The organism is Symbiobacterium terraclitae, from assembly GCF_017874315.1.
GTDB lineage: Bacteria > Bacillota > Sulfobacillia > Symbiobacteriales > Symbiobacteriaceae > Symbiobacterium > Symbiobacterium terraclitae.
Map to the genome: position 1 here is coordinate 1 of NZ_JAGGLG010000028.1, position 19,711 is coordinate 19,711.

The following is a 19,711-nucleotide window of genomic DNA, read 5'->3' on the forward strand; positions in this document are numbered from 1 at the left end:
CCGCACTCACCCGCCGGCAATTTATACTTGCACTTACATTGTAACGCAAAATCCGGGCGCCCGCGAGGGGTCTCCCGGATTTTGTCTACAGCCTGTGGGCTGTGAGCCCGGCGAGTGCCGGGCTCACAGCCCTTCTCCGCGTTGCGGCCGTCACTGTACGTCGTACTTGCGCAGCAGGTCGTCGAGGGCCTCCCGCATGAGCACGGACTCCTTCTTCTTCAGCAGTTCTGCCAGCTTCTTCAGGCGGGCCAACTGAGAGGTGGTGTAGTAGCAGGAGCGGAGCACCATCTCCTCCCGGGAGGGCAGGCCCACGGCGTTGCGCCCGTTCTCCTTGGCCTGGTACAGGGCCTGATCCGCCTGCTGGGTCAGCCCGTTGAGATCCCGGGCGTCCCGGGGGGCGTTGGCTACGCCGATGCTGATGGTCGGGCAGAGTTCCGGGAACTGCTCAGCCGCCCGGGCGGCAAACTCGCCGCGCAGCGCCTCCATCAGCAGGAAGGCGCGCTCCAGCCCGGTGTCCGGCATGACCACGGCGAACTCGTCGCCGCCGATGCGGCCCACCGTCCACCCGTGGGCCTTTGCGTTCTCAGCGAGCGTCCGGCAGAGGAGCTCGATCAGCCGGTCGCCGCTCTCCCGGCCCAGCCGGGCGTTGACCTCCCCGAACCCGTCCAGGTCCAGCGAGGCCAGGGAGACCGTCGCCTCGGCCTCAAGCGCGCGGTTCAGGGCTTCCCGGAACGGGCGGCGGTCAAGGATATCCGGATAGCTATCGATCACGACACATACCCCCATATATATATCGCTATATATACATTGAGTGGCTTGCTTGGAACTGTCAAGACCAGAATGGCGGGAATCTTCGGCGCACTGGTGCAACCGGCCGCCCGTCCCGCCTGACCCGGGGGCACGCGGAAAGCCCCGTGAGCCTGTGCGCTCCCGGGGCTTCGCTGCGGGACCCATCGATCCGCAGGCTATCCGCCGCCCCGCATGGCCCGCAGGCGGAGGCCCTTCTCCACCGCCCTGACCGCGTCCGGCTCACCCTCACAGTCGACGATCACCCGCGGCCAGACGATCCGGAAGGCCCGGTGCTCGCTCACCGTCAGCCGTGCGGTCCAGCCCGGGCCGGCCACGCTCCCGTCCGGCCGGGGGACGCCGCCCAGCGCCTCCAGATAGCTCCGGATCTGCTGCTCCGTGCTGCCCCGCAGGTCCAGCGTCACGCGCTCCACGCTCCACCCCTCCCGCCGGTGCCGGATACCACCACCCCGTTCTCCCTCCGGGTCGCCTGCTCCTGCCAGGGGAGCGAAGCGGCCTTCCTCCGCCGCACGGCGCGGCCGACGATGTGCGAAGAATGTATTTTTTAACCTTAAGCTGCTTTGCGGGGGAGGAAGGGTGTCGTTGAAGCAGAAAAGATAGAGAACCGGAGGCGATGGGGGGGAAGCGTGACCATGCGACAGAAAGCATATGCCCTGATCGTGGAGAACGGGCGCCTGCTGCTGGTCCGGTACTACTACCCCAAGGAGAACGCCTGGTACTGGAATTTCCCCGGGGGTACGGTGGAGCCGGGCGAGACCCTGGAAGAGGCCCTGCGGAGAGAGCTGATGGAGGAGTGCTCCGTGGAGGTGGAGGTCGGCCCCATGGTCCTCCGCGAGGCGCCGCCCGGCCGGGACTACGTCCGGCACTTCTTCCGGTGCCGCATCAAGAGCGGCCGGCCGAAGGTGGGTGCAGACCCGGCGACCAACGACTCCATCGGCGCGCTGGCATGGGTTGACCTGACCGACCCGGGAGCCTGTGGGGGCTGGGGTCGGCGGAACCTGCCGCAGGTGGCCAGGGTGCTGGGCTTCACGCCCCGCCGGCGGAGCCGGCTGCCCCTGCCGGTGCCGAAGCGGGCGGCGCAGAAGTAGCGGGAGAGGGCGTTGCGGAGGAGGGAGCACGCGGTGTCGGTCCAGGTGTTCGGTGCCCGCCCGTGGGCGAAGTGGGTACTGGCCGGGCTGGCCGCGCTGATGGTCCTGCAGCACTACGCACTGTGGGAGCTGGACGGGAGAGAGGTAGAACCGTTCAACATCATCATGTTTCTGGGCGTGGCGGGGCTGCTGAGCGACAACGGCCGCTGCACGGTTCTGGCCGGGCCGGTGCTCCGCCTGGTGCGGGGCCTGTGGACGAACTTGATCCCCCTGGCCACCGCCGAGGTGAAGGGGCTGAGGACCGGCTGGCAGATTCGCTGGGCAGACGGCCGCAATGTACGGCGGCTCTCACTGGTCACCGCCCCGGAGTTCCGCGAGGCGGTCGAAAGGGCGGTGGAGCAGGCCAGGACGGCCCCTCCCGGTTCGGTGCCGCGGACGGTACAGGAGGCAAGGCAGGCCGTGCCGCTGTTCCTGCGCACGGCCGCCTGGGAGCGTTCCCTGGCTCTCCAGCTGTCGCTTGTGGCGCTGGCACTCCTCGCCATCTGGCTTGATCATCCGGTGTTCCTGCTTGGGGCGCCGGTCATCATCTGGCTTCAGGACCGCGTTCTCTCCGGTACGACCCTGGTGCTGTGCGATGGCACCCTATGGTTTCTCGGGGAGGGAGGGCCGGTTTACCAGATCCCGCTGTCGTCCGTCCGCTCGGTCGAGCCGCGGGGACGGCGGCGGGTCCTGCTGGAGCTGGATGACCTGGAGTATCCCGTGTTGAAGCTGGCCCGGTACTACGAGGGTGTGGATGTCCTCGTGCAGCTGCAGAAGGCCCTCGCGGGCGAGCCGCTCTTCACCCGTCAGGCCGGTGCGGAGCGGGCAGACCACGCCGGAGGGCTGCAGGGTGAGGACGGTCCCCTCCGTTGCGCCCTCTGCGGGCGGCCCGAACCCGGAAGCCGGGCCACGGGTGGCGTACACATCTGCGAGCGGTGCCAGCACAGGGCCCGCTACGAGGCGCAGGAAGCAGGCCACGGCCTGCAGGGCAGGGAGCCGCAGCCCATGTGAGGGCGGCGGCTCCCTCTTGCATACACATGCATTCCGTAGTATTATTATGCAATCATACCGCGGGAGGCGGGATCGTTGAACCAGATGGCGCTGGACAAGGCCGCGGTGCTGGCCGAGGCGCTGCCGTACATCCGACAGTTCTCGGGCAAGACGGTGGTCATCAAATACGGCGGTGCGGCCATGGCCGCGGCGGACCTGAAGGCCGCCGTCATGCAGGACATCGCCCTGATGAAGTACGTGGGGATGCACCCCATCGTGGTCCACGGCGGGGGGCCGGAGGTCTCCGGCATGGCGAAGCAGATGGGCATCGAGCCCCGGTTCGTCGACGGCCTCAGGGTCACCGACGCAGCCACGATGGCCATCGCCCAGATGGTGCTGGTGGGCAAGACCAACCGCGAGATCGTCACCCACCTGGTCGAGCAGGGCGTGAAGGCGGTGGGCCTGTCGGGACAGGACGGCGGCCTGATCCGGGCCGTCCGGCACCTGCACCGCTCCCGGACCGGCGAGATGGTGGACCTGGGCTTCGTCGGCGACGTCGCCGCCGTCGACACCGCGGTGCTGGAGACCCTGACCGCGGCCGGGTACGTGCCGGTGATCGCTCCCATCGGCCTCGGGCCGGGGGGCCAGCCGTACAACATCAACGCCGACACGGTGGCCGGTGCCATCGCGGCGGCGCTGAAGGCGGAGAAGCTGGTGCTGCTCACCGACGTGGAGGGCGTCCGGGCCGACAAGGACGACCCCGGGAGCCTCCTGAGCCGGGTGACGGCGCAGGAGGTGCAGGGCTGGATCGCCCGCGGCAAGCTGGAGGGCGGGATGATCCCCAAGCTGCAGTGCTGCATCACCGCCCTGGAGGGCGGGGTCAACCGGGTGCACATCATCGACGGCCGGGTGCCCCACAGCCTGCTCCTCGAGATCTTCACCGACGAGGGCGTGGGCACGATGGTGATCAAGTAGCGCAGGCCGATGGGAGAGGAGTGAACGGCGGGCATGAATGGAACGCAGAGCGCAGCGCTGATGGCCCGGGCCGATGCGTACCTCATGAACACCTACGGGCGCTATCCGATCGCCCTGGTGCGGGGCGAGGGCGTGCGGTGCTGGGACGCGGACGGCAAGGAGTACCTGGACTTCCTCGGGGGCATCGCGGTCAACGTGCTGGGCCACGCCCATCCTGCGGTGGTTGCGGCGATCACGGCCCAGGCGTCAGCCCTCATCCACTGCTCCAACCTGTACTACAGCGCGCCGATGGCCGAGCTGGCTGAACTCCTTACCCACAACGGCGGGCTCGACCGGGTCTTCCTGTGTAACTCGGGCGCCGAGGCCAACGAGGGTGCGATCAAGCTGGCGCGCAAGTACCAGTGGCGCCGCGGGTTCACCGCGAAGAACCGGATCGTCTCGCTCACCCACTCCTTCCATGGCCGCACCCTGGCCACCGTCACGGCCACGGCCAAGCCGGCGATCCAGGAGGGGTTCGGCCCGCTGCCGGAGGGCTTCGACTACGCGGAGGCCGGCGACGTGGCAGCGCTCAAGGCCGCGGTGACGGACCGGACCGCGGCGGTCATCGTGGAGCCCGTCCAGGGCGAGGGCGGCGTGATGCCGCTCTCCCGGGAGTTCCTGCAGGCGGCGCGGGCCGTCTGCGACGAGCACGGGGCCCTGCTGATCTTCGACGAGATCCAGTGCGGCATGGGCCGGGTGGGCAGCCTCTTCGCCTACCAGGCTTTCGGGGTGAGGCCCGACGTGATCACGCTGGCCAAGGGGCTCGGCGGCGGCGTGCCCATCGGCGCCGTGTGCGCCACGGCGGAGGCGGCCTCCGGTTTCGCCCCGGGCGACCACGGCTCCACCTTCGGCGGCAACCCGCTGGCCTGCGCAGCCGCGGTGGCCACGCTGAGGACCATGCTGGCGGAGGACCTGCCGGCCCGGGCGAGGGCGATGGGCGAGTACCTGCTGGCCGGGCTGAGGCGGCTGCAGGCCAAGTACCCGGGACTGGTGAAGGCCGTCCGGGGCATGGGGCTGATGCTCGGGATGGAGCTTGCGCAGCCCGCTGCCCCGGTGCTGGCGAAGTGCCACGAACTCGGGCTGCTGGTCAACGTGACCGCCGGCACCGTGGTACGGCTGCTGCCGCCCTACATCATCACCGAGGCGGACGCCGACCGGGCCCTGGAGATCCTGGACCAGGCGCTGGCGGCGGCGGGAGCGGCGGCGTAGGTGGGCAGTGGTCGGGTAGAATGGTACGGGCCCGGTTGCGCATACCGGGCCGGCGGCCGCTGATAGATATCACAGGGGGACCTGCTGGCAAGTTCGCAGGTCCCCCTGCGCTTGCCGGCGGGGAGGCAGGGGCAGGTACTGTCCCCCGGCGGATCCAGCGCCTCCCACGTCTTGGCCATGCATCCGGGTATCCGGCGCTCGCACGCCTTGCCAACCCTCCTGCGGGCCTGGCGCTCCCATGCCTGCCATCCCCCCGCAGGTCCTGCCCCCGCAAACCTCGCCGATCCCCCTGCCTGCCCCATGTTCGTGCCAACCTTTGGAAGGAGTCCACTGCAAAGCATCGAAGACCAAAGTGTGCGCAATAGTGAAACCCGTAACAGCGAGGAGGCAGGGACGTGCACGCACGGCCGCGCATGCGCAGGAGGAGGAGCAGGGCCCGGCGGGCGCTGCTGATCGCGGTGGTGATCCTGGTCGCACTGGTGCTGGTGGGACTCGCGGCGATACCCCCGTACATCATGGGCCCGATGATCGACGGGCACGTGGACTTCACGCGGACCTATGCGGCAGAGGAGTTCGGCATCGCGGCCGAGCGGGTCGACCTCACCACCCAGGACGGCCTCCGCATCGCCGCCTACGAGGTGCGGCAGCCAAACCCCAAGGCCGTGCTCATCTTCCTCTCCGGCATCCAGAACCCGTCGGTCACGGCCTTCTTCGGCCACGCCCGGTGGCTGGGGGAGCACGGGTACGCCTCCCTGCTCGTCGAGATGCGTGCGCACGGCGAGAGCGAGGGCCAGCTGATCACCCTCGGGCACAGGGAGCACCTGGACGTCCGGGCGGCCGTGGACCACATCCGCACCAGCGGCGCGTACGACGGCGTGCCCATCGTCGTCTACGGCCTCTCCATGGGCGGCGCCACCGCCATCAACGCGGCGGGCGAGATCCCCGAGATCGCAGGCGTGATCAGCATGTCGGCCTTCTCGTCGTGGCCAGACGTGTTCGCGGACAACATGCGCCTCCAGGGGGCGCCCTCCTGGCTGGCCGAGGCGGAGAGGCCGTTCGTGGCGGCCTACACCGCGCTCAAGTCCGGCCTCGCCACCGCGGGCGTCACGCCTCTCCGGGAGATCGCGAAGCTGGGCGAGCGGCCGGCGCTCCTCATCCACTCCACGGGCGACAGCCAGGTGCCCTTCGCCAGCTTCGAGCGGCTGGTGGCCAACGCCCCGGGGCACGTGGAGACCTGGGTGGTCGACGGCGACCGCCACCTCATCATCGACGACTACGAGCGCCCCGAGCGCGATGGCGCGTATGCCGCGACGATCCTGGGCTTCCTGGAGCGCCACTGGGGTGGTGAATAGCGCCTCCGCGGCGGTAGGCCATGCGGTATCGGAGGGGACCTGCGAGCGTGTTCGCAGGTCCCCTCACAGCGTTCATGCAGTTGCCACAAATCGACTACGCCTCGTCTTCAGCCTCCGTCGTCGCCGCCACGGGCACCGGCTCGGGCTCCGGCACCTCCGCGGTGATCTCGGCCACCTTGGTGTCGAGGCCCGGGATCTTCTTCATCAGGTCCTGGATCGAGAGGCCGGTCAGCCCCTCCAGCACCGTCGGGGCGGTGGCCACCAGCTTGGCGATGTCGCCCATGAACTTGTTGACGCCCACCTCGGCCCCCTGGCCCTGGGAGAGGATCGTGACCTTGTCGATGCGGGACAGCGGCTCGGCGGCGGCCCGCATCAGCTCGGGCAGCACGGGCATCAGCTTGTCGAGGATGGCGGCCTGGCCGTACTCCTTGTACGCCTCGGCCTTGATGCGCATGGCCTCGGCCTCCGCCCGGCCCTTGGCCAGGATGACGTCGGCCTCGGCAAGGCCCTTCTGCTTCACGACCTCGGCCTCGGCCTCACCGGACATCCGGATGGCCTTCGCCTGGGCCTCGGCCTCGATCTCCATCTTGCGGGCCTGGGCCTGCGCCAGGGCCTCCTGCTTCTGCCGCTCGATCTCGGCCTGCTTCAGCACGGTGGCGATGAGCTCCTTCTCACGCCGCAGGATCTCGGCCTCCTGGACCTTGACCTGCTCCTGGCGCTCCACCTGCTGCACGCGGACCTGCTCGGCGATGACCTTCTGCTGCATCACGTTGGCCTCGATGTCGTAGGCCTTGTCGGCCGCGGCCTGGGCGCGCTTGGTCTCGGCCTCGAACGCCGCCCGCTTCAGGTTGAGGTCGCGCTGCGCCTCGGCCTGCTTGGCCAGCGACTCGGACTGGGCCAGGACGGTCTCCTGCTCGGCCTTCGCCTTGGCGATGGCCGCCTCGCGCATGGCCTCGGCCCGCTTGATCTCGGTGTCGCGCAGCGCTTCGGCCGCGGCGATCTCGGCGGCCCGCTTGATGCGCTCGGTATCCGGCCGGCCCATGTTGTTAATGTAATCATTCTTGTCCTTGATTTCCTTGACGGTGAAGGAGATGACCTCGAGGCCCATCTTGGCCATGTCGTCGGCCACGTTGGCCCGCATGCGGTCGGCCACCATCTCCGGCTCCTTGACGATCTGCTCGACCGTCAGCTGGCCGATGATGCCCCGCAGGTGGCCCTCCATCACCAGCTTCAGGATCTCGTGCTGCTCCTTGGTCGACTTGGAGAGGAACTGCTCGGCCGCCGTGAGGATCGAATCGGTGTCAGACTTGACCTTGATCTGCGCCACGGCCTCGACCGTGACGGAGACGCCCTGTACGGTGTAGAAGTCCTGCTGCGGTACGACGTCGAACGACATGAGCTCCAGCGAGAGCTCCTGCGCGGACTGGATCAGCGGCCACACGACCAGGCCGCCGCCCTTGGTGACGCGCGGACCGCCGAAGCCGTAGACGATGAGTGCCCGGTTGGGCGGAACCTTCCGGTACATCGAGGCCAGCAGGCCCAGGAGGAGCAGGATCCCGACGACGGTCAGGCCAGCGTAGATGAGAGGACCCATCCGATCTCAAACCCCCTTACTGTCGTTCCTGTTTCATGAACTCACGCCATGGCTGGACGTAGGCAACGCCCCGCTCATAGCGAAGGATCACGACCTCTTCGCCCTTCGGGATCGGGCGCCCGTCCACCGAGCGGGCCGCCGAGACCATGCGGGAGTTGTGCTGCTTGTAGACGATCTCGCCGGTACCGCCCTCCCGGATCGGCACCGTCAGCCTGCCGACGATGCCCGTGTAGCTGGTGGGCGGGAGGGGGCGCTCGCCCCGCACCAGGAAGCGCTGGAAGCGGTAGATCAGCCAGCCGGTGCCGAAGGCCCCGGCCGCGGCTCCGGCCAGGGAGAGCAGCAGGCCCGGCGCACCCAGCGAGGAGATCAGGTAGCCCACGCCGCCGAAGCCCATCAGCGCTGCGACGAGGGTCTGGAAGTTGATCGGCGAGATGGCCGTGGCCTTGCCGACGGCGCCGTCGTGGGCAGCCACCAGGTCCCCGCCGGCGGAGAGATCGCCGCCGGCAGAGAGGTCGCCCGCCGCCGCAAGGTCCCCGCCGTGGGAGACGTCGCCGGCGTCGCCACCCAGGTCCAGGAACCCGAGGACCGCGGAGACCAGCGTCAGGCCGAACCCAACGTAGAAAGTATAAAGGAAGACCGGGGTCACGAGGCCACACCTCCTCAGAAACGGCTGGTGCTGTCTCCGTCTATAAGACCCACGTGGGGTCGGGTTTGGTTCTGAATCAAGCCAGTCTCTTGGCACTTACGCTTGCCTCTTCCGAAAGGCCGTCGCCCGGTATGGCACGTTTCGGGGCAACGCCGCGCATCCTAACGGAGGACGCGCAGACTCACGGGGGAGGAAGTGCCATGTCGAAGATCGTGCTGGTCGGCTGCGGTCAGGTGGGGGCCACCTTCGCCTACACGGTGCTGCTCAAGGGGCTCACCAACGAGCTGGTCGTGATCGACAGCAACAAGGAAAAGGCGCTGGGCGACGTGCTGGACCTGAACCACGGCCTCATGCTCGCCCACCCGATGAAGATCGGCGTGGGCGACTACCCCGACTGCGCCGACGCCGACCTGATCGTCATCTCCGCCGGGGTCGCCCAGCGGCCGGGCGAGACCCGCATCGACCTCATGTCCCGGAACGTGGCCGTCTTCGACGAGATCATCTCCCAGGTCACCCGCTACAACCGGGACGGCATCCTGCTCATCGCGACCAACCCGGTGGACATCCTGACCCAGGTGGCCCTCAAGCTGTCCGGCTGGCCTGCGCACCGGGTCATCGGCTCGGGGACGCTGCTGGACAGTTCGCGCCTGCGGTACCTGATGGCCAGCCGGCTGGGCGTCGACCCGCGGTCGGTCCACGGCATGGTCATCGGGGAGCACGGCGACAGCGAGATCGCCGTCTGGTCGGCGGCCAGCGTGGGCGGGGTCCCGATCGACAGCCCCGAGGCCGGAGCGCGCTGGCACCTGTCGCCCGAGGAGCGGGCCGAGATCTACGAGGAGACCCGCACCGCCGCTTACCAGATCATCGCCGCCAAGGGGGCGACCTACTACGCCATCGCCCTCGCGCTGGCGCGCATCTGCGAGGCGGTCCTGCGGGACCAGAAGTCCATCCTGCCGGTCTCCACCTACCTGCAGGACTACCACGGCATCGACGGGCTCTGCCTGGGCGTTCCCGCCGTGGTGGGACGCCGGGGGGTCGAGGAGGTGGTCCGCATCCCGCTCACGGCCGAAGAGGAGCGGCAGCTGCAGGCCTCTGCCGCCAAGCTGCGCCAGTTCCTGGACGAGATCGGATTCTGAGCGCGCTTGCCAGAATATGCGAGATGGGTATTGCACAACGGCTCGATCTGCTATACTGTTATCTAGAATATTTCTCGCTGCCGGAGGTGAAAGCCATGACCCCGGCCAGGGACGAAATCGTCGATGTTCAGCAGGAGGATACCTTCACGGCGGGGCTGCGCGCTGCGGGTTTGAAGCTGACTTCCCAGCGCACCGCGATCTGCAAGGCACTGGCGGGCATGGCGGGTGAGATCCACCCCACCGTGCAGGAGATCTTCGAGGCGGCCCGCCGGTACCACCCTGGCGTCAGCCTGGCCACGGTCTACAACACGCTCGCGGTCCTGAAGGAGCGCGGGCTGCTCTACGAGCTCGGGCCGGATGCGACCGGCGCCGTCCACTACGAACTGGACGTCGATACACACATCAACGTCGTCTGCATCCGCTGCAAGAACGTGATCGACCTGCCGCACGTCTCCACGGGCATGGAGGAGACGGTGGCCCGGCAGACCGGCTTCCAGTTGATCGGGGCCCAGATGCTCTACTACGGCATCTGCCCCGCCTGCGCCCCGAAGGAAACCGCCCAGTAGGCACAAAGCGGACAGCCGCCACGGCACAGCGCCGTGGCGGTTTTTTTACTATGGAATGTCGGATTATCTGTTGCCAAACCCGGGTGCCTGAGTTAGAATGATTCTAGTTTAGAACAGTTCTAATCCGGGAGGTGGCTCGGTGGTGCAGGCGAACAAGGACTGGCTGGACGACGGGCTGCGGCCGCTGGTCACGGCGACCGCCTTGAGCGGGATCTTTCTGGCTGTGGGTTGGATCCTGGAGCACCGGGCACCGGGCCTGCACGCCTGGTCCGCGGCGCTCTACGCGACCGCGTACGCGACCGGCGGCTACCTGCGGCTGAAGGACGGGCTGGCCGCCCTGCGGCGGGGCAGCCTGAACATCGATATGCTGATGGTTCTGGGCGCGATGGGCGCCGCCGCCCTGGGGCGCTGGAGCGAGGGCGCGGTGCTGATCTTCCTCTTCGCCCTGTCCAACGCGCTGGAGGAGTTCGCATCGGGGAAGACCCGGCGGGCGATCGAGTCGCTGGTCACCCTGCGGCCGGAGCAGGCGCTCGTGCGGCAGGAGGACGGGGCCGAGCGGATGGTGCCGCTGGAGCAGGTGCAGACGGGCGACCTGGTGGTGGTGCGGCCCGGCGAGCGGCTGGGCGTGGACGGCGTGGTGGTGGACGGCCGCTCGGCGGTCGACCAGGCGGCCATCACCGGCGAGTCGGTGCCCGTCGCCAAGGAGGCGGGATCCCGGGTCTACGCCGGCAGCCTCAACACCACCGGGAGCCTCCTGGTCCGGGTGATGAAGCCGGCGTCGGAATCGACCCTCGCCCGGGTCATCCGGCTGGTGGAGCAGGCGCAGGAGCAGAAGGCCAAAGTGCAGCGGGCCGTGGACTGGATCGACCGCTACTACACGCTGATCGTGGTGGGCGTGGCGCTGGCCGCATGGACGCTGCCGCCGCTGCTGGCGGGGTGGACATGGTCCGACAGCTTCTACCTGGCCATGCAGCTGCTCGTGGTCATGTCGCCCTGCGCGCTGGTGATCGCCACGCCCGCCGCGCTGCTCTCCGGCATCGCCGCCGGCGCCCGGCAGGGGATCCTGTTCAAGGGCGGCATCCACCTGGAGCAGGCGGGGGCAATCCGGGTCGTCGCCTTCGACAAGACCGGCACCCTCACCGAGGGCCGGCCGCGGCTCACCGCGCTCCACCCGGCGGAGGGCGTCTCCGAGGCGGAGCTGCTGCGCCTGGCCGCCGCGGCCGAGCTGCGCTCCGGCCACCCGCTGGCCCGGGCCATCGTTGCGGCCGCCCGGCAAAGGTGCGGCGCCCTGCCCCAGCCCGAGCAGGTGGAGGAGCAGCCGGGCCTGGGGATCGCAGCCACGGTGGAGGGCCGGCGGGTGCTGGTGGGCAGCAGGCGCCTGGTGGAGCAGACCGCTGACGGGCGGCTGCTCAGGCAGGCGGAGCAGGTGGAGGAGCAGGGGGAGACGGCGATCCTGGTCGTGGCGGACGGCGAGCCGCTGGGCGTCCTCTCCGTCGCCGACCAGATCCGCCCCCAGGCCCGCGCCGCAATCGCCGCCCTCCGGGCGCAGGGCATCGAGCGGGTGGTCATGCTGACCGGCGACAACGAGCGGGTGGCCGCGGCCGTGGCGGCTCAGGCCGGCGTCGACGAGTACCGCGCCGCGCTGCTGCCGGCCGACAAGCTGCAGGCCATCGCGGAGCTGGAGCGGCAGTACGGCCCCGTGGCCATGGTGGGCGACGGCATCAACGACGCGCCGGCCCTCGCCCGGGCGACGCTGGGCGTGGCCATGGGCGGCGCCGGCAACGACGCCGCGCTGGAGAGCGCAGACGTGGTGCTGATGGCCGACGACCTGGCGCGCCTGCCAGACGCTTTCCGCCTGGGCCGCCGGACCCGGCAGGTGGTCGCGCAGAACCTGGGTCTCGCCACGGCCGTGATTATCGTCCTGGCGGCGACGAGCCTCCTGGGTGCGCTCACCCTGCCGCTGGCGGTGGTGGGCCACGAGGGCTCGACGATCCTGGTGGCCGTCAACGGCATGCGGCTCCTGCTCTCGGGCCGGCGGCGGAGCCTCCCCACACCCCTGCCGGGGGTGGAGCAGGCGCGGGGGATCTGAATCTCCCGGCAATCTGCACCACCCCTATTGCATACTTATACATGACGAAGTATAATCATGCACCAAGAGCAGGGGTACTGATGAGGAGGCGCCGGAAGCATGGCGAAGAAGAAGTGCGTGCTGGCCTATTCAGGCGGGCTGGATACCTCGGTTGCGATCCACTGGATCAAGGAGAATTACGACGCTGACGTGGTCGCCCTGGCGCTCGACCTGGGTGCCAACGACAAGGACCTGGAGTTCATCAGGCAGAAGGCGCTCTCCATCGGTGCGGTGAAGAGCTACGTCCACGACGCCAAGCGGGAGTTCGCCTACGACTTCATCCTCCCGACGCTGCAGGCCAACGCCTGCTACGAGTCCAAGTACTATCTCTCCGCCGCGCTCTCCCGCCCGCTGATCTCCAGGAAGCTGGTGGAGATCGCCGAGCAGGAGGGAGCCGACTTCGTCGCCCACGGCTGCACCGGCAAGGGCAACGACCAGGTCCGGTTCGAGGTCTCGGTGGCCGCGCTCAACCCGAGCATCCAGGTGCTGGCGCCGGTCCGGGAGTGGGGCTGGAGCCGGGAGGAGGAGATCGACTACGCCCTGAAGCACGACATCCCGGTGCCGGTGGGCAAGGAGAACCCCTTCTCCATCGACGTCAACCTCTGGGGCCGCTCCTGCGAGGCCGGCGTGCTGGAGGACCCGTGGGCCGAGGCGCCCGAGGAGGCCTTCGAGTGGACGGTCAACCCCGCACAGGCCCCTGACGAGCCGGAGTACGTCGAGATCGGCTTCGAGCAGGGCGTGCCGGTCTCGCTCAACGGCGAGGCCATGGACCTGGTGACGCTGATCGAGAAGCTCCACGCCATCGCCGGCGCGCACGGCGTGGGCCGGATCGACCACGTGGAGAACCGGCTGGTGGGCATCAAGTCGCGCGAGGTCTACGAGATGCCCGCCGCGACCGTGCTCACCCTGGCCCACAAGGAGCTGGAGACCATCACCCTGCCCCGGGAGCTGCACCACTTCAAGCTGGGCCTCGAGCAGAAGTACGCCGAGCTCGTCTACTTCGGCCTCTGGTTCCACCCGCTCAAGGAGGCGCTCGACGCCTTCATCAAGAAGTCGCAGGAGACGGTGACCGGAAAGGTGCGGGTGAAGCTCTTCAAGGGCACGGCCTTCTGCGTCGGGCGCACCTCACCCTACACCCTGTACTCCTACGACCTCGCCACCTACGACAAGGCCGACAAGTTTGACCACAAGGCGGCCAAGGGCTTCATCGACATCTTCGGGCTGCCCACCAAAGTCTACGCCGCTGTACAGAAGAAGCACGAAGCAGGAGCATAGCCAGGCAGGCGCCGCCCCCTCCCGGGGGCGGCGTCGGGTTGAAGGCGGAGGCCACCCCTAAGGCCGCCCGGCAGCCCGCCGAGGGCGCCCTGCCTCGTCCGGGCAGGAAAGCGCCGTCCGGAGGCGAACTGGAAAGGGATGGGCACGACCCGGCAGCCGAGAGAGGAGGGGGACCGGTGGCCCGCGTCTACTACAGGCTCGTGCTCACGGCGCTCTGCGCGCTGGCGGCCTACGTTGCACCGGTTCACACCCTCCGCTACCCCTACCACCTGCCCTACTTTGCGGGCGGGCTGGTGGCGGCGCTGCTGGCCTGGTCCTTCCTGCAGCTGGCGATCATGCTGGAGCCCGAGGTGAAGCCGGGCGTCCAGTTCATCATCGGCGCCGGCTTCGCCGTCATCTCCTGGGCCCACGTCTCGATGGTCTCCGTCCTTCACGTCATCCCGCAGGTGATCCGGGCCGGCCGCCTGCTCGACACCTTCGATCCCATCTGGATCCTGGCCGGGCTCTCGCCGCTGGTGGTGCCGACCGCCGCCATCGCCCTCCGGCTGGCCGGCCACCCGATCCTGCCAGCGCTGGCCGCATCGCTCTTCCGCTTCTCGGTGCCGCTGGGCTTTCTCAGCCTGATCCCCCGCTGGCTCAACATGCCGAAGCAGTTCCGCTGGCTCTTCCTCTTCACCGGGGTGATGTTCCTGGTGCTCGACGGCCTGGGCTTCACCGCGCGCCCCGGGCGTGAGCGCGGCACGTGACCTTTGGTATCACCCCCTGCCCGCAAACGAGCCATTCCAATGAAGCCAACGGGTCAGTTGACCGACAATTTTCCAACGTATAACCTGAAAGTGAAGTAAATATATGCTCGGGGTCAGCGGCGGGAGAGACTTCCCTCCGGGAAGCGCCGAAGGAGCAAGCCGGCATCGGGTCGGGTTGCCGGTGAAACTCTCAGGCATCAGGACCGTTGCTGGGCGCGCTGCGCAACCCCCCCTCTGGAGAGCCGCCTGCGTGCGGCACCGAAGGAGCAAGGCCTCCCGCAGGGCCAAACTCTCAGGTCAGGGAGACAGGGGAACGACCATCTGATTGGTCGTTCCCTTTTTCACATGGATGGGAATGCAGCATCGATGGGGGAGGAGTACCATGGCTGATCGCTACGATCTCGTCATCGTCGGCGGCGGACCCGCAGGCCTCACCGCAGCCATCTACGGCGCCCGGGCCCGGATGAAGACCCTGCTGATCGAGAAGGGGCGGACGGGCGGCCAGGCCGCGTCCACCGAGGAGGTGGAGAACTACCCCGGGGCCGGCCGCACCACGGGGCCCGCGCTGATGCAGCAGTTCCGGGCCCACGCCGAGTCGCTGGGCGCCACCATCGTGCGGGCTGACGTCGCCGCGCTGGAGCTCGACCGGCCCATCAAGACGATTCGCACCCGCAAGGGCGACGAGTACGAGGCCCGGGCGGTCATCCTCGCCCCCGGCGCCGAGCCCCGCATGCTGGGCGTAAAGGGCGAGGGGCGGTTCCGGGGCAAGGGCGTCTCCTACTGCGCCACCTGCGATGCCGACTTCTACACCGACCTGGACGTGGTCGTGGTCGGCAACGGCGACGCGGCGGTGGAGGAGGCCATCTACCTGACGAAGTTCGCCAGCAGCGTCACGCTGATCTGCATCCACCCCGAGGGCACCATGGACGCCAACAAGGCCGCCCAGGAGCGGCTCTTCGCCACCCCCAAGATCAAGGTCATCTGGCAGAGCGTGGTGGAGGAGATCCAGGGCGACGAGATCGTCACCGGCGTGCTGCTCCGGAACCTGGCCACCGGTGAGCAGACGGTCCTGCCCTGCGACGGCGTGTTCATCTTCGTGGGCACCGTGCCGCGCACCGAGTTCCTCAAGGGCACCGGCGTCGAGCTGGACGGCCGGGGCTACATCATCGCCGACCCGGACACGATGGCCACCAGCATCGACGGCGTGTACGTCGCGGGCGACGCCCGCCGCAAGTGGCTCCGGCAGATCGTCACCGCCGCCGCGGACGGCGCCATCGCCGCATGCGCCGCTGAGAAGTTCCTGGCCGAGGAGGAGCAGGTGAACCGCGACCTCCTGGAGCCGGAGGAGCCGGTGCTGGCCGTCTTCTGGAGCCCCGCTGTCCCGCTCTCCATCGAGGTGCTGCGGCAGGCGGAGCAGGTGGTCGCCGGTCTGGGCGGCCAGATGCGCCTCGCCCGCATCGACTGCTACAAGTCGGCCCGCACGGCCAACCGGCTGGGCGTGAGCGACGTGCCTGCCATCATGCTCTTCCACAAGGGTATCCCCCTGGCCACCCTGACGGAGGACTTCAACCATCTGGCCGAGTGGGTGGAGGGACACATACCGGCAAGGACCTGACAAGACCTGCGACGACGGAGGTGAGAGACGGATGCTGGAGGTGAACAAGGAGACGTTTGAGCAGGAGGTGCTCCAGGCCCCGGGGGCGGTGGTCGTGGACTGGTGGAGCCCCAAGTGCGAGCCCTGCTGCGAGCTGCTGCCCGAGGTGGAGCGGATGGCCGCGGCCTACGGCGACCGGGTGAAGTTCGCCAAGGTCAACGTGCTGGAGAACCGGCGGCTGGCCATCAGCCAGCGGGTTCTGGGCCTGCCGACGTTCCAGTTCTACCGCGACGGCCAGAAGGTGGCGGAGTTGGCGGGCGCCGAGGCCTGCACGGCGGAGGCGATCGAAGCGGAGCTGAAACGGCTGGTGTGAGGAGGCTGGAAGTATGAAGCTGGAACTGGGCCGCATCCACATCCGCCATGTGCGCTTCGGCAGCGCCACACGGGTGGAGGGCGGCGTCCTCACCGTCAACCGGGACGAGCTGACCGCCCTGCTGCTGCAGGACGAGCGGCTGACCGCCGTGGAGCTGGACATCGCCCGACCGGGCGAGTCGGTGCGGATCATCCCGGTGAAGGACGTCATCGAGCCACGGGTCAAGGTCTCCGGCCCCGGCGGGGTCTTCCCCGGCTTCACCAGCAAGGTGGAGACCGTGGGGGAGGGCCGCACGCACGTGCTGAAGGGCTGCGCCGTCGTGACCACCGGCAAGATCGTCGGCTTCCAGGAGGGGCTGATCGACATGTCGGGCCCGGGCGCGGCGTACACGCCGTTCTCGCAGTTGATCAACCTGACCGTGCACGCCACCCCCAGGGAGGGGCTGACGCAGCACGAGCACGAGGCCGCGCTCCGCATCGCGGGCCTGAAGGCCGCGGCCTACCTGGGCGAGGCCGGCCGCACGGTGGAGCCCGACGAGGTCGTCACCTACGAGCACCTGCCGCTGCCCGAGGCCATCGCCCGCTACCCGGGCCTGCCGAAGGTGGTCTACGTCTACATGCTCCAGTCCCAGGGGCTGCTGCACGACACGTACGTCTACGGCGTGGACGCCAAGCGGATCCTGCCGACGTTGATCTCCCCGACGGAGGTCTTCGACGGGGCCATCGTCAGCGGCAACTGCGTCTCCGCCTGCGACAAGAACACCACGTACCACCACCAGAACTCGCCGGTGATCGAGGACCTCTACGCCCGACACGGCAAGGACCTGAACTTCATCGGCGTGGTGATCACCAACGAGAACGTCACCCTGGCTGACAAGGAGCGCTCCTCCAGCTACGCCGCCAAGCTGGTGCAGATGCTGGGGGCCGACGGCGCCATCGTCACCGAGGAGGGGTTTGGCAACCCCGACACCGACCTGATGATGAACTGCCGCAAGCTCGAGGAGAAGGGCGTCAAGACGGTGCTGATCACCGACGAGTACGCCGGCCGGGACGGCGCGTCGCAGTCCCTGGCAGACGCGACGCCCAGGGCCGACGCCGTGGTGACGGCCGGCAACGCCAACGCCGTGGTGGTGCTGCCACCCATGGAGAAGGTCATCGGCTACCCCGAGCAGGTAAGCGTCATCGCCGGCGGCTGGGACGGTTCGCTGCGGCCCGACGGCTCCATCGAGGCCGAGATCCAGGTGATCACCGGGGCCACCAACGAGCTGGGCTTCTCCCGCCTCTCGGCGCGGACGATCTAGGTAAAGGAAGTGAGACCATGCAGCTGAAGGGGAAGAAGGCGATCATCCTCGGCGACCGGGACGGCATTCCGGGTCCGGCGCTGGAAGCCTGCATCCGCAGCGCAGGCGCAGAGGTGCTCTTCGCCTCCACCGAGTGCTTCGTCTGAACGAGCGCAGGGGCCATGGACATGGAGAACCAGCGCCGGGTCAAGGAGTTTGCTGAGAAGTATCCGAAGGAAGACCTCGTGGTCATCCTGGGCGGCGCCGAGGCCGAGGCCTCGGGGCTGGCGGCGGAGACGGTCAGCAACGGCGACCCCGCCTGGGCCGGTCCACTGGCCGGAGTCCAGTTGGGACTCAAGGCGTATCACATCTTCGAGCCCGAGATCCGCGAGCAGGTCGATCCGAAGGTCTACGAGGAGCAGGTCTCCCTGATGGAGATGGTGCTCGACGTGGACGCGATCGTGCAGGAGGTCCGGTCCATCCGCGAGCAGTACGCCGCCTGGTAGAGGGGGGTCATACGTGCGGATCGTGCATTACATCAACCAGTTCTTCGGCGGCATCGGCGGCGAGGAGAAGGCCGACGTGCGTCCGGAGCTCCGCCCCGGCCCCGTGGGTCCCGGCCAGGCCCTGAACGCTGCGCTGGCCGGCACTGCGGAGATCGTGGCCACGGTGATCTGCGGCGACTCCTGGTTCAACGAGAACCTGGAGGAGGCCAAGCAGACCGTGCTCGACCTGATCCGGCAGCACGAGCCCGACCTTGTGATCGCCGGCCCGGCCTTCAACGCCGGGCGTTACGGCATGGCCTGCGGTGCCGTGGCCGAGGTGGTCAGCAAGAACCTGAAGATCCCCGTCGTCACGGGCATGTACCCGGAGAATCCCGGCGTCGAGGTCTACCGCCGGTACGCCTGGGTGGTGGAGACCGGCAACTCCGCAGCCTCCATGCGGACGGCCGTGCCGGCCATGGCCGCCCTGGTGAAGCGGCTGGCCGCCGGACTCGAGCCCGAGCCGGGCACCTATCTGGAGCGGGGCCTCCGGGTGAACGAGTTCGTCGCCGAGCGGGGGTCCGCCCGGGCGGTGGCGATGCTGGTGCAGAAGCTGAAGGGCGAGCCCTACACCACCGAGTACCCGATGCCCTCCTTCGACCGGGTGCCGCCGAACCCGCCGGTGAAGGACCTCAGCAAGGCGAAGATCGCCCTGGTCACCTCCGGCGGCATCGTGCCGAAGGGGAACCCCGACCACATCGAATCCTCCTCGGCCTCCAAGTTCGGCAAGTACTACCTGGGTGATACGAACGACCTGACCGCCGAGACCCACCAGACCGCCCACGGCGGCTACGATCCGACCTACGCCAACGCCGACGCCGACCGGGTGCTGCCGGTGGACGTGATGCGCGAGCTGGAGCGGGAGGGCGTGATCGGCAAGCTGCACGACTACTGGTACGCGACCGTGGGCAACGGCACCTCGGTGGCCAACGCCCGGGCGTACGCACAGGCCATTGCCGAGGACCTGCGCAAGTACGAGGTAGACGCCGTCATCCTCACCTCCACCTGAGGGACCTGCACTCGTTGCGGAGCAACGATGGTGAAGGAGATCGAGCGGGCGGGCATCCCCGTGGTCCACGTGTGCACCGTGGTACCGATTTCGCTGACGGTGGGCGCCAACCGGATCGTGCCTGCGGTGGCCATCCCCCACCCGCTGGGCAACCCGGCGCTGCCGCCCGACGAGGAGCGAGCCCTGCGCCGCCGGCTGGTCATGAAGGCCCTGAACGCCCTGACCACCCCGGTGGACGGACAGACGGTGTTCGAGTAAGACCGAGACTCGGAGGGGGCGTCGTGGAGCACGGCGCCCCTTCGGTACCTGGGGGCCCGGCCCCCG

General features: G+C 68.7%; 19 protein-coding genes and 2 riboswitches. Of the genes, 15 read left to right on the plus strand and 4 right to left on the minus strand.

Going from position 1 to position 19,711, the window contains the following annotated elements:
• Nucleotides 1–150: 150 nt before the first annotated feature.
• Both J2Z79_RS14055 and J2Z79_RS14060 read right to left on the minus strand, forming a co-directional pair.
• Nucleotides 151–771: a GGDEF domain-containing protein gene (locus J2Z79_RS14055; RefSeq protein WP_209467524.1), complete on the minus strand. Its 621-nt coding sequence runs from the start codon at nt 769–771 to the stop codon at nt 151–153.
• 194 nt (nt 772–965) lie between these two features.
• The gene (locus J2Z79_RS14060) at nt 966–1,220 is read right to left on the minus strand and encodes a MoaD-like domain-containing protein (RefSeq protein WP_209467525.1); all 255 of its coding nucleotides are present in this window, start codon (nt 1,218–1,220) and stop codon (nt 966–968) included.
• A 219-nt stretch (nt 1,221–1,439) separates the two neighbouring features.
• Between J2Z79_RS14060 and J2Z79_RS14065 the strand changes: the two genes are divergently transcribed.
• From J2Z79_RS14065 to J2Z79_RS14085, 5 genes are all read left to right on the plus strand, one after another.
• Nucleotides 1,440–1,895 carry an NUDIX domain-containing protein gene (locus J2Z79_RS14065; RefSeq protein WP_209467526.1) on the plus strand — a complete coding sequence of 152 codons (456 nt, stop codon included), beginning with the start codon at nt 1,440–1,442 and terminating at the stop codon, nt 1,893–1,895.
• A 33-nt stretch (nt 1,896–1,928) separates the two neighbouring features.
• Entirely contained in the window at nt 1,929–2,945 is a 1,017-nt protein-coding gene (locus tag J2Z79_RS14070) for a hypothetical protein (protein ID WP_209467527.1), read from the plus strand.
• A gap of 84 nt (nt 2,946–3,029) precedes the next feature.
• Nucleotides 3,030–3,899: an acetylglutamate kinase gene (gene argB, locus J2Z79_RS14075; protein ID WP_209467573.1), complete on the plus strand. Its 870-nt coding sequence runs from the start codon at nt 3,030–3,032 to the stop codon at nt 3,897–3,899.
• Between the two features lie 33 nt (nt 3,900–3,932).
• A complete protein-coding gene (locus tag J2Z79_RS14080; protein WP_209467528.1) occupies nt 3,933–5,147 on the plus strand; it encodes an acetylornithine transaminase in 1,215 nt (404 codons plus the stop codon).
• Nucleotides 5,148–5,542: 395 nt separating this feature from the next.
• Nucleotides 5,543–6,499 carry an alpha/beta hydrolase gene (locus tag J2Z79_RS14085; RefSeq protein WP_209467529.1) on the plus strand — a complete coding sequence of 319 codons (957 nt, stop codon included), beginning with the start codon at nt 5,543–5,545 and terminating at the stop codon, nt 6,497–6,499.
• A 94-nt stretch (nt 6,500–6,593) separates the two neighbouring features.
• Here J2Z79_RS14085 and J2Z79_RS14090 read toward each other — a convergent pair whose 3' ends face one another.
• Both J2Z79_RS14090 and J2Z79_RS14095 read right to left on the minus strand, forming a co-directional pair.
• A complete protein-coding gene (locus J2Z79_RS14090; protein WP_209467530.1) occupies nt 6,594–8,093 on the minus strand; it encodes a flotillin family protein in 1,500 nt (499 codons plus the stop codon).
• Between the two features lie 16 nt (nt 8,094–8,109).
• Nucleotides 8,110–8,739 (minus strand): hypothetical protein, encoded by a 630-nt coding sequence (locus J2Z79_RS14095; RefSeq protein WP_209467531.1) that lies wholly within the window; start codon nt 8,737–8,739, stop codon nt 8,110–8,112.
• A 200-nt stretch (nt 8,740–8,939) separates the two neighbouring features.
• On the opposite strand from J2Z79_RS14095, the gene J2Z79_RS14100 reads away from it, so the two are divergent.
• The 10 genes from J2Z79_RS14100 to grdB all read left to right on the plus strand — a co-directional run bounded on the left by J2Z79_RS14100 (nt 8,940) and on the right by grdB (nt 19,645).
• Nucleotides 8,940–9,875, plus strand: coding sequence for an L-lactate dehydrogenase (locus J2Z79_RS14100; protein WP_209467532.1), 936 nt, complete (start codon nt 8,940–8,942; stop codon nt 9,873–9,875).
• A gap of 95 nt (nt 9,876–9,970) precedes the next feature.
• Nucleotides 9,971–10,441 (plus strand): Fur family transcriptional regulator, encoded by a 471-nt coding sequence (locus tag J2Z79_RS14105; RefSeq protein ID WP_209467533.1) that lies wholly within the window; start codon nt 9,971–9,973, stop codon nt 10,439–10,441.
• A 139-nt stretch (nt 10,442–10,580) separates the two neighbouring features.
• On the plus strand, nt 10,581–12,530 hold the full coding sequence (locus J2Z79_RS14110; RefSeq protein ID WP_209467534.1) for a heavy metal translocating P-type ATPase: 1,950 nt from the start codon (nt 10,581–10,583) through the stop codon (nt 12,528–12,530).
• A 99-nt stretch (nt 12,531–12,629) separates the two neighbouring features.
• Nucleotides 12,630–13,844, plus strand: coding sequence for an argininosuccinate synthase (locus J2Z79_RS14115; protein WP_209467535.1), 1,215 nt, complete (start codon nt 12,630–12,632; stop codon nt 13,842–13,844).
• A gap of 176 nt (nt 13,845–14,020) precedes the next feature.
• Nucleotides 14,021–14,590, plus strand: a complete 570-nt coding sequence (locus J2Z79_RS14120; protein ID WP_209467536.1) for a hypothetical protein — start codon at nt 14,021–14,023, stop codon at nt 14,588–14,590.
• A gap of 110 nt (nt 14,591–14,700) precedes the next feature.
• Nucleotides 14,701–14,806: riboswitch (glycine riboswitch) on the plus strand.
• 8 nt (nt 14,807–14,814) lie between these two features.
• Nucleotides 14,815–14,909, plus strand: a riboswitch (glycine riboswitch).
• Nucleotides 14,910–14,972: 63 nt separating this feature from the next.
• Entirely contained in the window at nt 14,973–16,205 is a 1,233-nt protein-coding gene (trxB, locus tag J2Z79_RS14125; protein WP_209467537.1) for a thioredoxin-disulfide reductase, read from the plus strand.
• A gap of 31 nt (nt 16,206–16,236) precedes the next feature.
• Entirely contained in the window at nt 16,237–16,557 is a 321-nt protein-coding gene (gene trxA / locus J2Z79_RS14130; RefSeq protein WP_209467538.1) for a thioredoxin TrxA, read from the plus strand.
• A 13-nt stretch (nt 16,558–16,570) separates the two neighbouring features.
• Nucleotides 16,571–17,857 carry a glycine/sarcosine/betaine reductase component B subunit gene (locus J2Z79_RS14135; protein ID WP_209467539.1) on the plus strand — a complete coding sequence of 429 codons (1,287 nt, stop codon included), beginning with the start codon at nt 16,571–16,573 and terminating at the stop codon, nt 17,855–17,857.
• Nucleotides 17,858–17,874: 17 nt separating this feature from the next.
• On the plus strand, nt 17,875–18,342 hold the full coding sequence (grdA, locus tag J2Z79_RS14140; protein ID WP_209467540.1) for a glycine/sarcosine/betaine reductase complex selenoprotein A: 468 nt from the start codon (nt 17,875–17,877) through the stop codon (nt 18,340–18,342).
• A 13-nt stretch (nt 18,343–18,355) separates the two neighbouring features.
• Nucleotides 18,356–19,645, plus strand: a complete 1,290-nt coding sequence (grdB, locus tag J2Z79_RS14145; protein WP_209467541.1) for a glycine reductase complex selenoprotein B — start codon at nt 18,356–18,358, stop codon at nt 19,643–19,645.
• Nucleotides 19,646–19,711: the final 66 nt, after the last annotated feature.

What these genes read in the sequence shown, in the direction of transcription:
- J2Z79_RS14065 (WP_209467526.1), top strand. Translation starts at nt 1,440, where the DNA reads ATGCGACAGAAAGCATATGCCCTGATCGTGGAGAACGGGCGCCTGCTG.
- J2Z79_RS14135 (WP_209467539.1), top strand. Translation starts at nt 16,571, where the DNA reads ATGAAGCTGGAACTGGGCCGCATCCACATCCGCCATGTGCGCTTCGGC.
- J2Z79_RS14090 (WP_209467530.1), bottom strand. Translation starts at nt 8,093, where the DNA reads ATGGGTCCTCTCATCTACGCTGGCCTGACCGTCGTCGGGATCCTGCTC.
- J2Z79_RS14105 (WP_209467533.1), top strand. Translation starts at nt 9,971, where the DNA reads ATGACCCCGGCCAGGGACGAAATCGTCGATGTTCAGCAGGAGGATACC.
- trxA (WP_209467538.1), top strand. Translation starts at nt 16,237, where the DNA reads ATGCTGGAGGTGAACAAGGAGACGTTTGAGCAGGAGGTGCTCCAGGCC.
- argB (WP_209467573.1), top strand. Translation starts at nt 3,030, where the DNA reads ATGGCGCTGGACAAGGCCGCGGTGCTGGCCGAGGCGCTGCCGTACATC.
- J2Z79_RS14080 (WP_209467528.1), top strand. Translation starts at nt 3,933, where the DNA reads ATGAATGGAACGCAGAGCGCAGCGCTGATGGCCCGGGCCGATGCGTAC.
- trxB (WP_209467537.1), top strand. Translation starts at nt 14,973, where the DNA reads ATGGCTGATCGCTACGATCTCGTCATCGTCGGCGGCGGACCCGCAGGC.
- J2Z79_RS14115 (WP_209467535.1), top strand. Translation starts at nt 12,630, where the DNA reads ATGGCGAAGAAGAAGTGCGTGCTGGCCTATTCAGGCGGGCTGGATACC.
- J2Z79_RS14100 (WP_209467532.1), top strand. Translation starts at nt 8,940, where the DNA reads ATGTCGAAGATCGTGCTGGTCGGCTGCGGTCAGGTGGGGGCCACCTTC.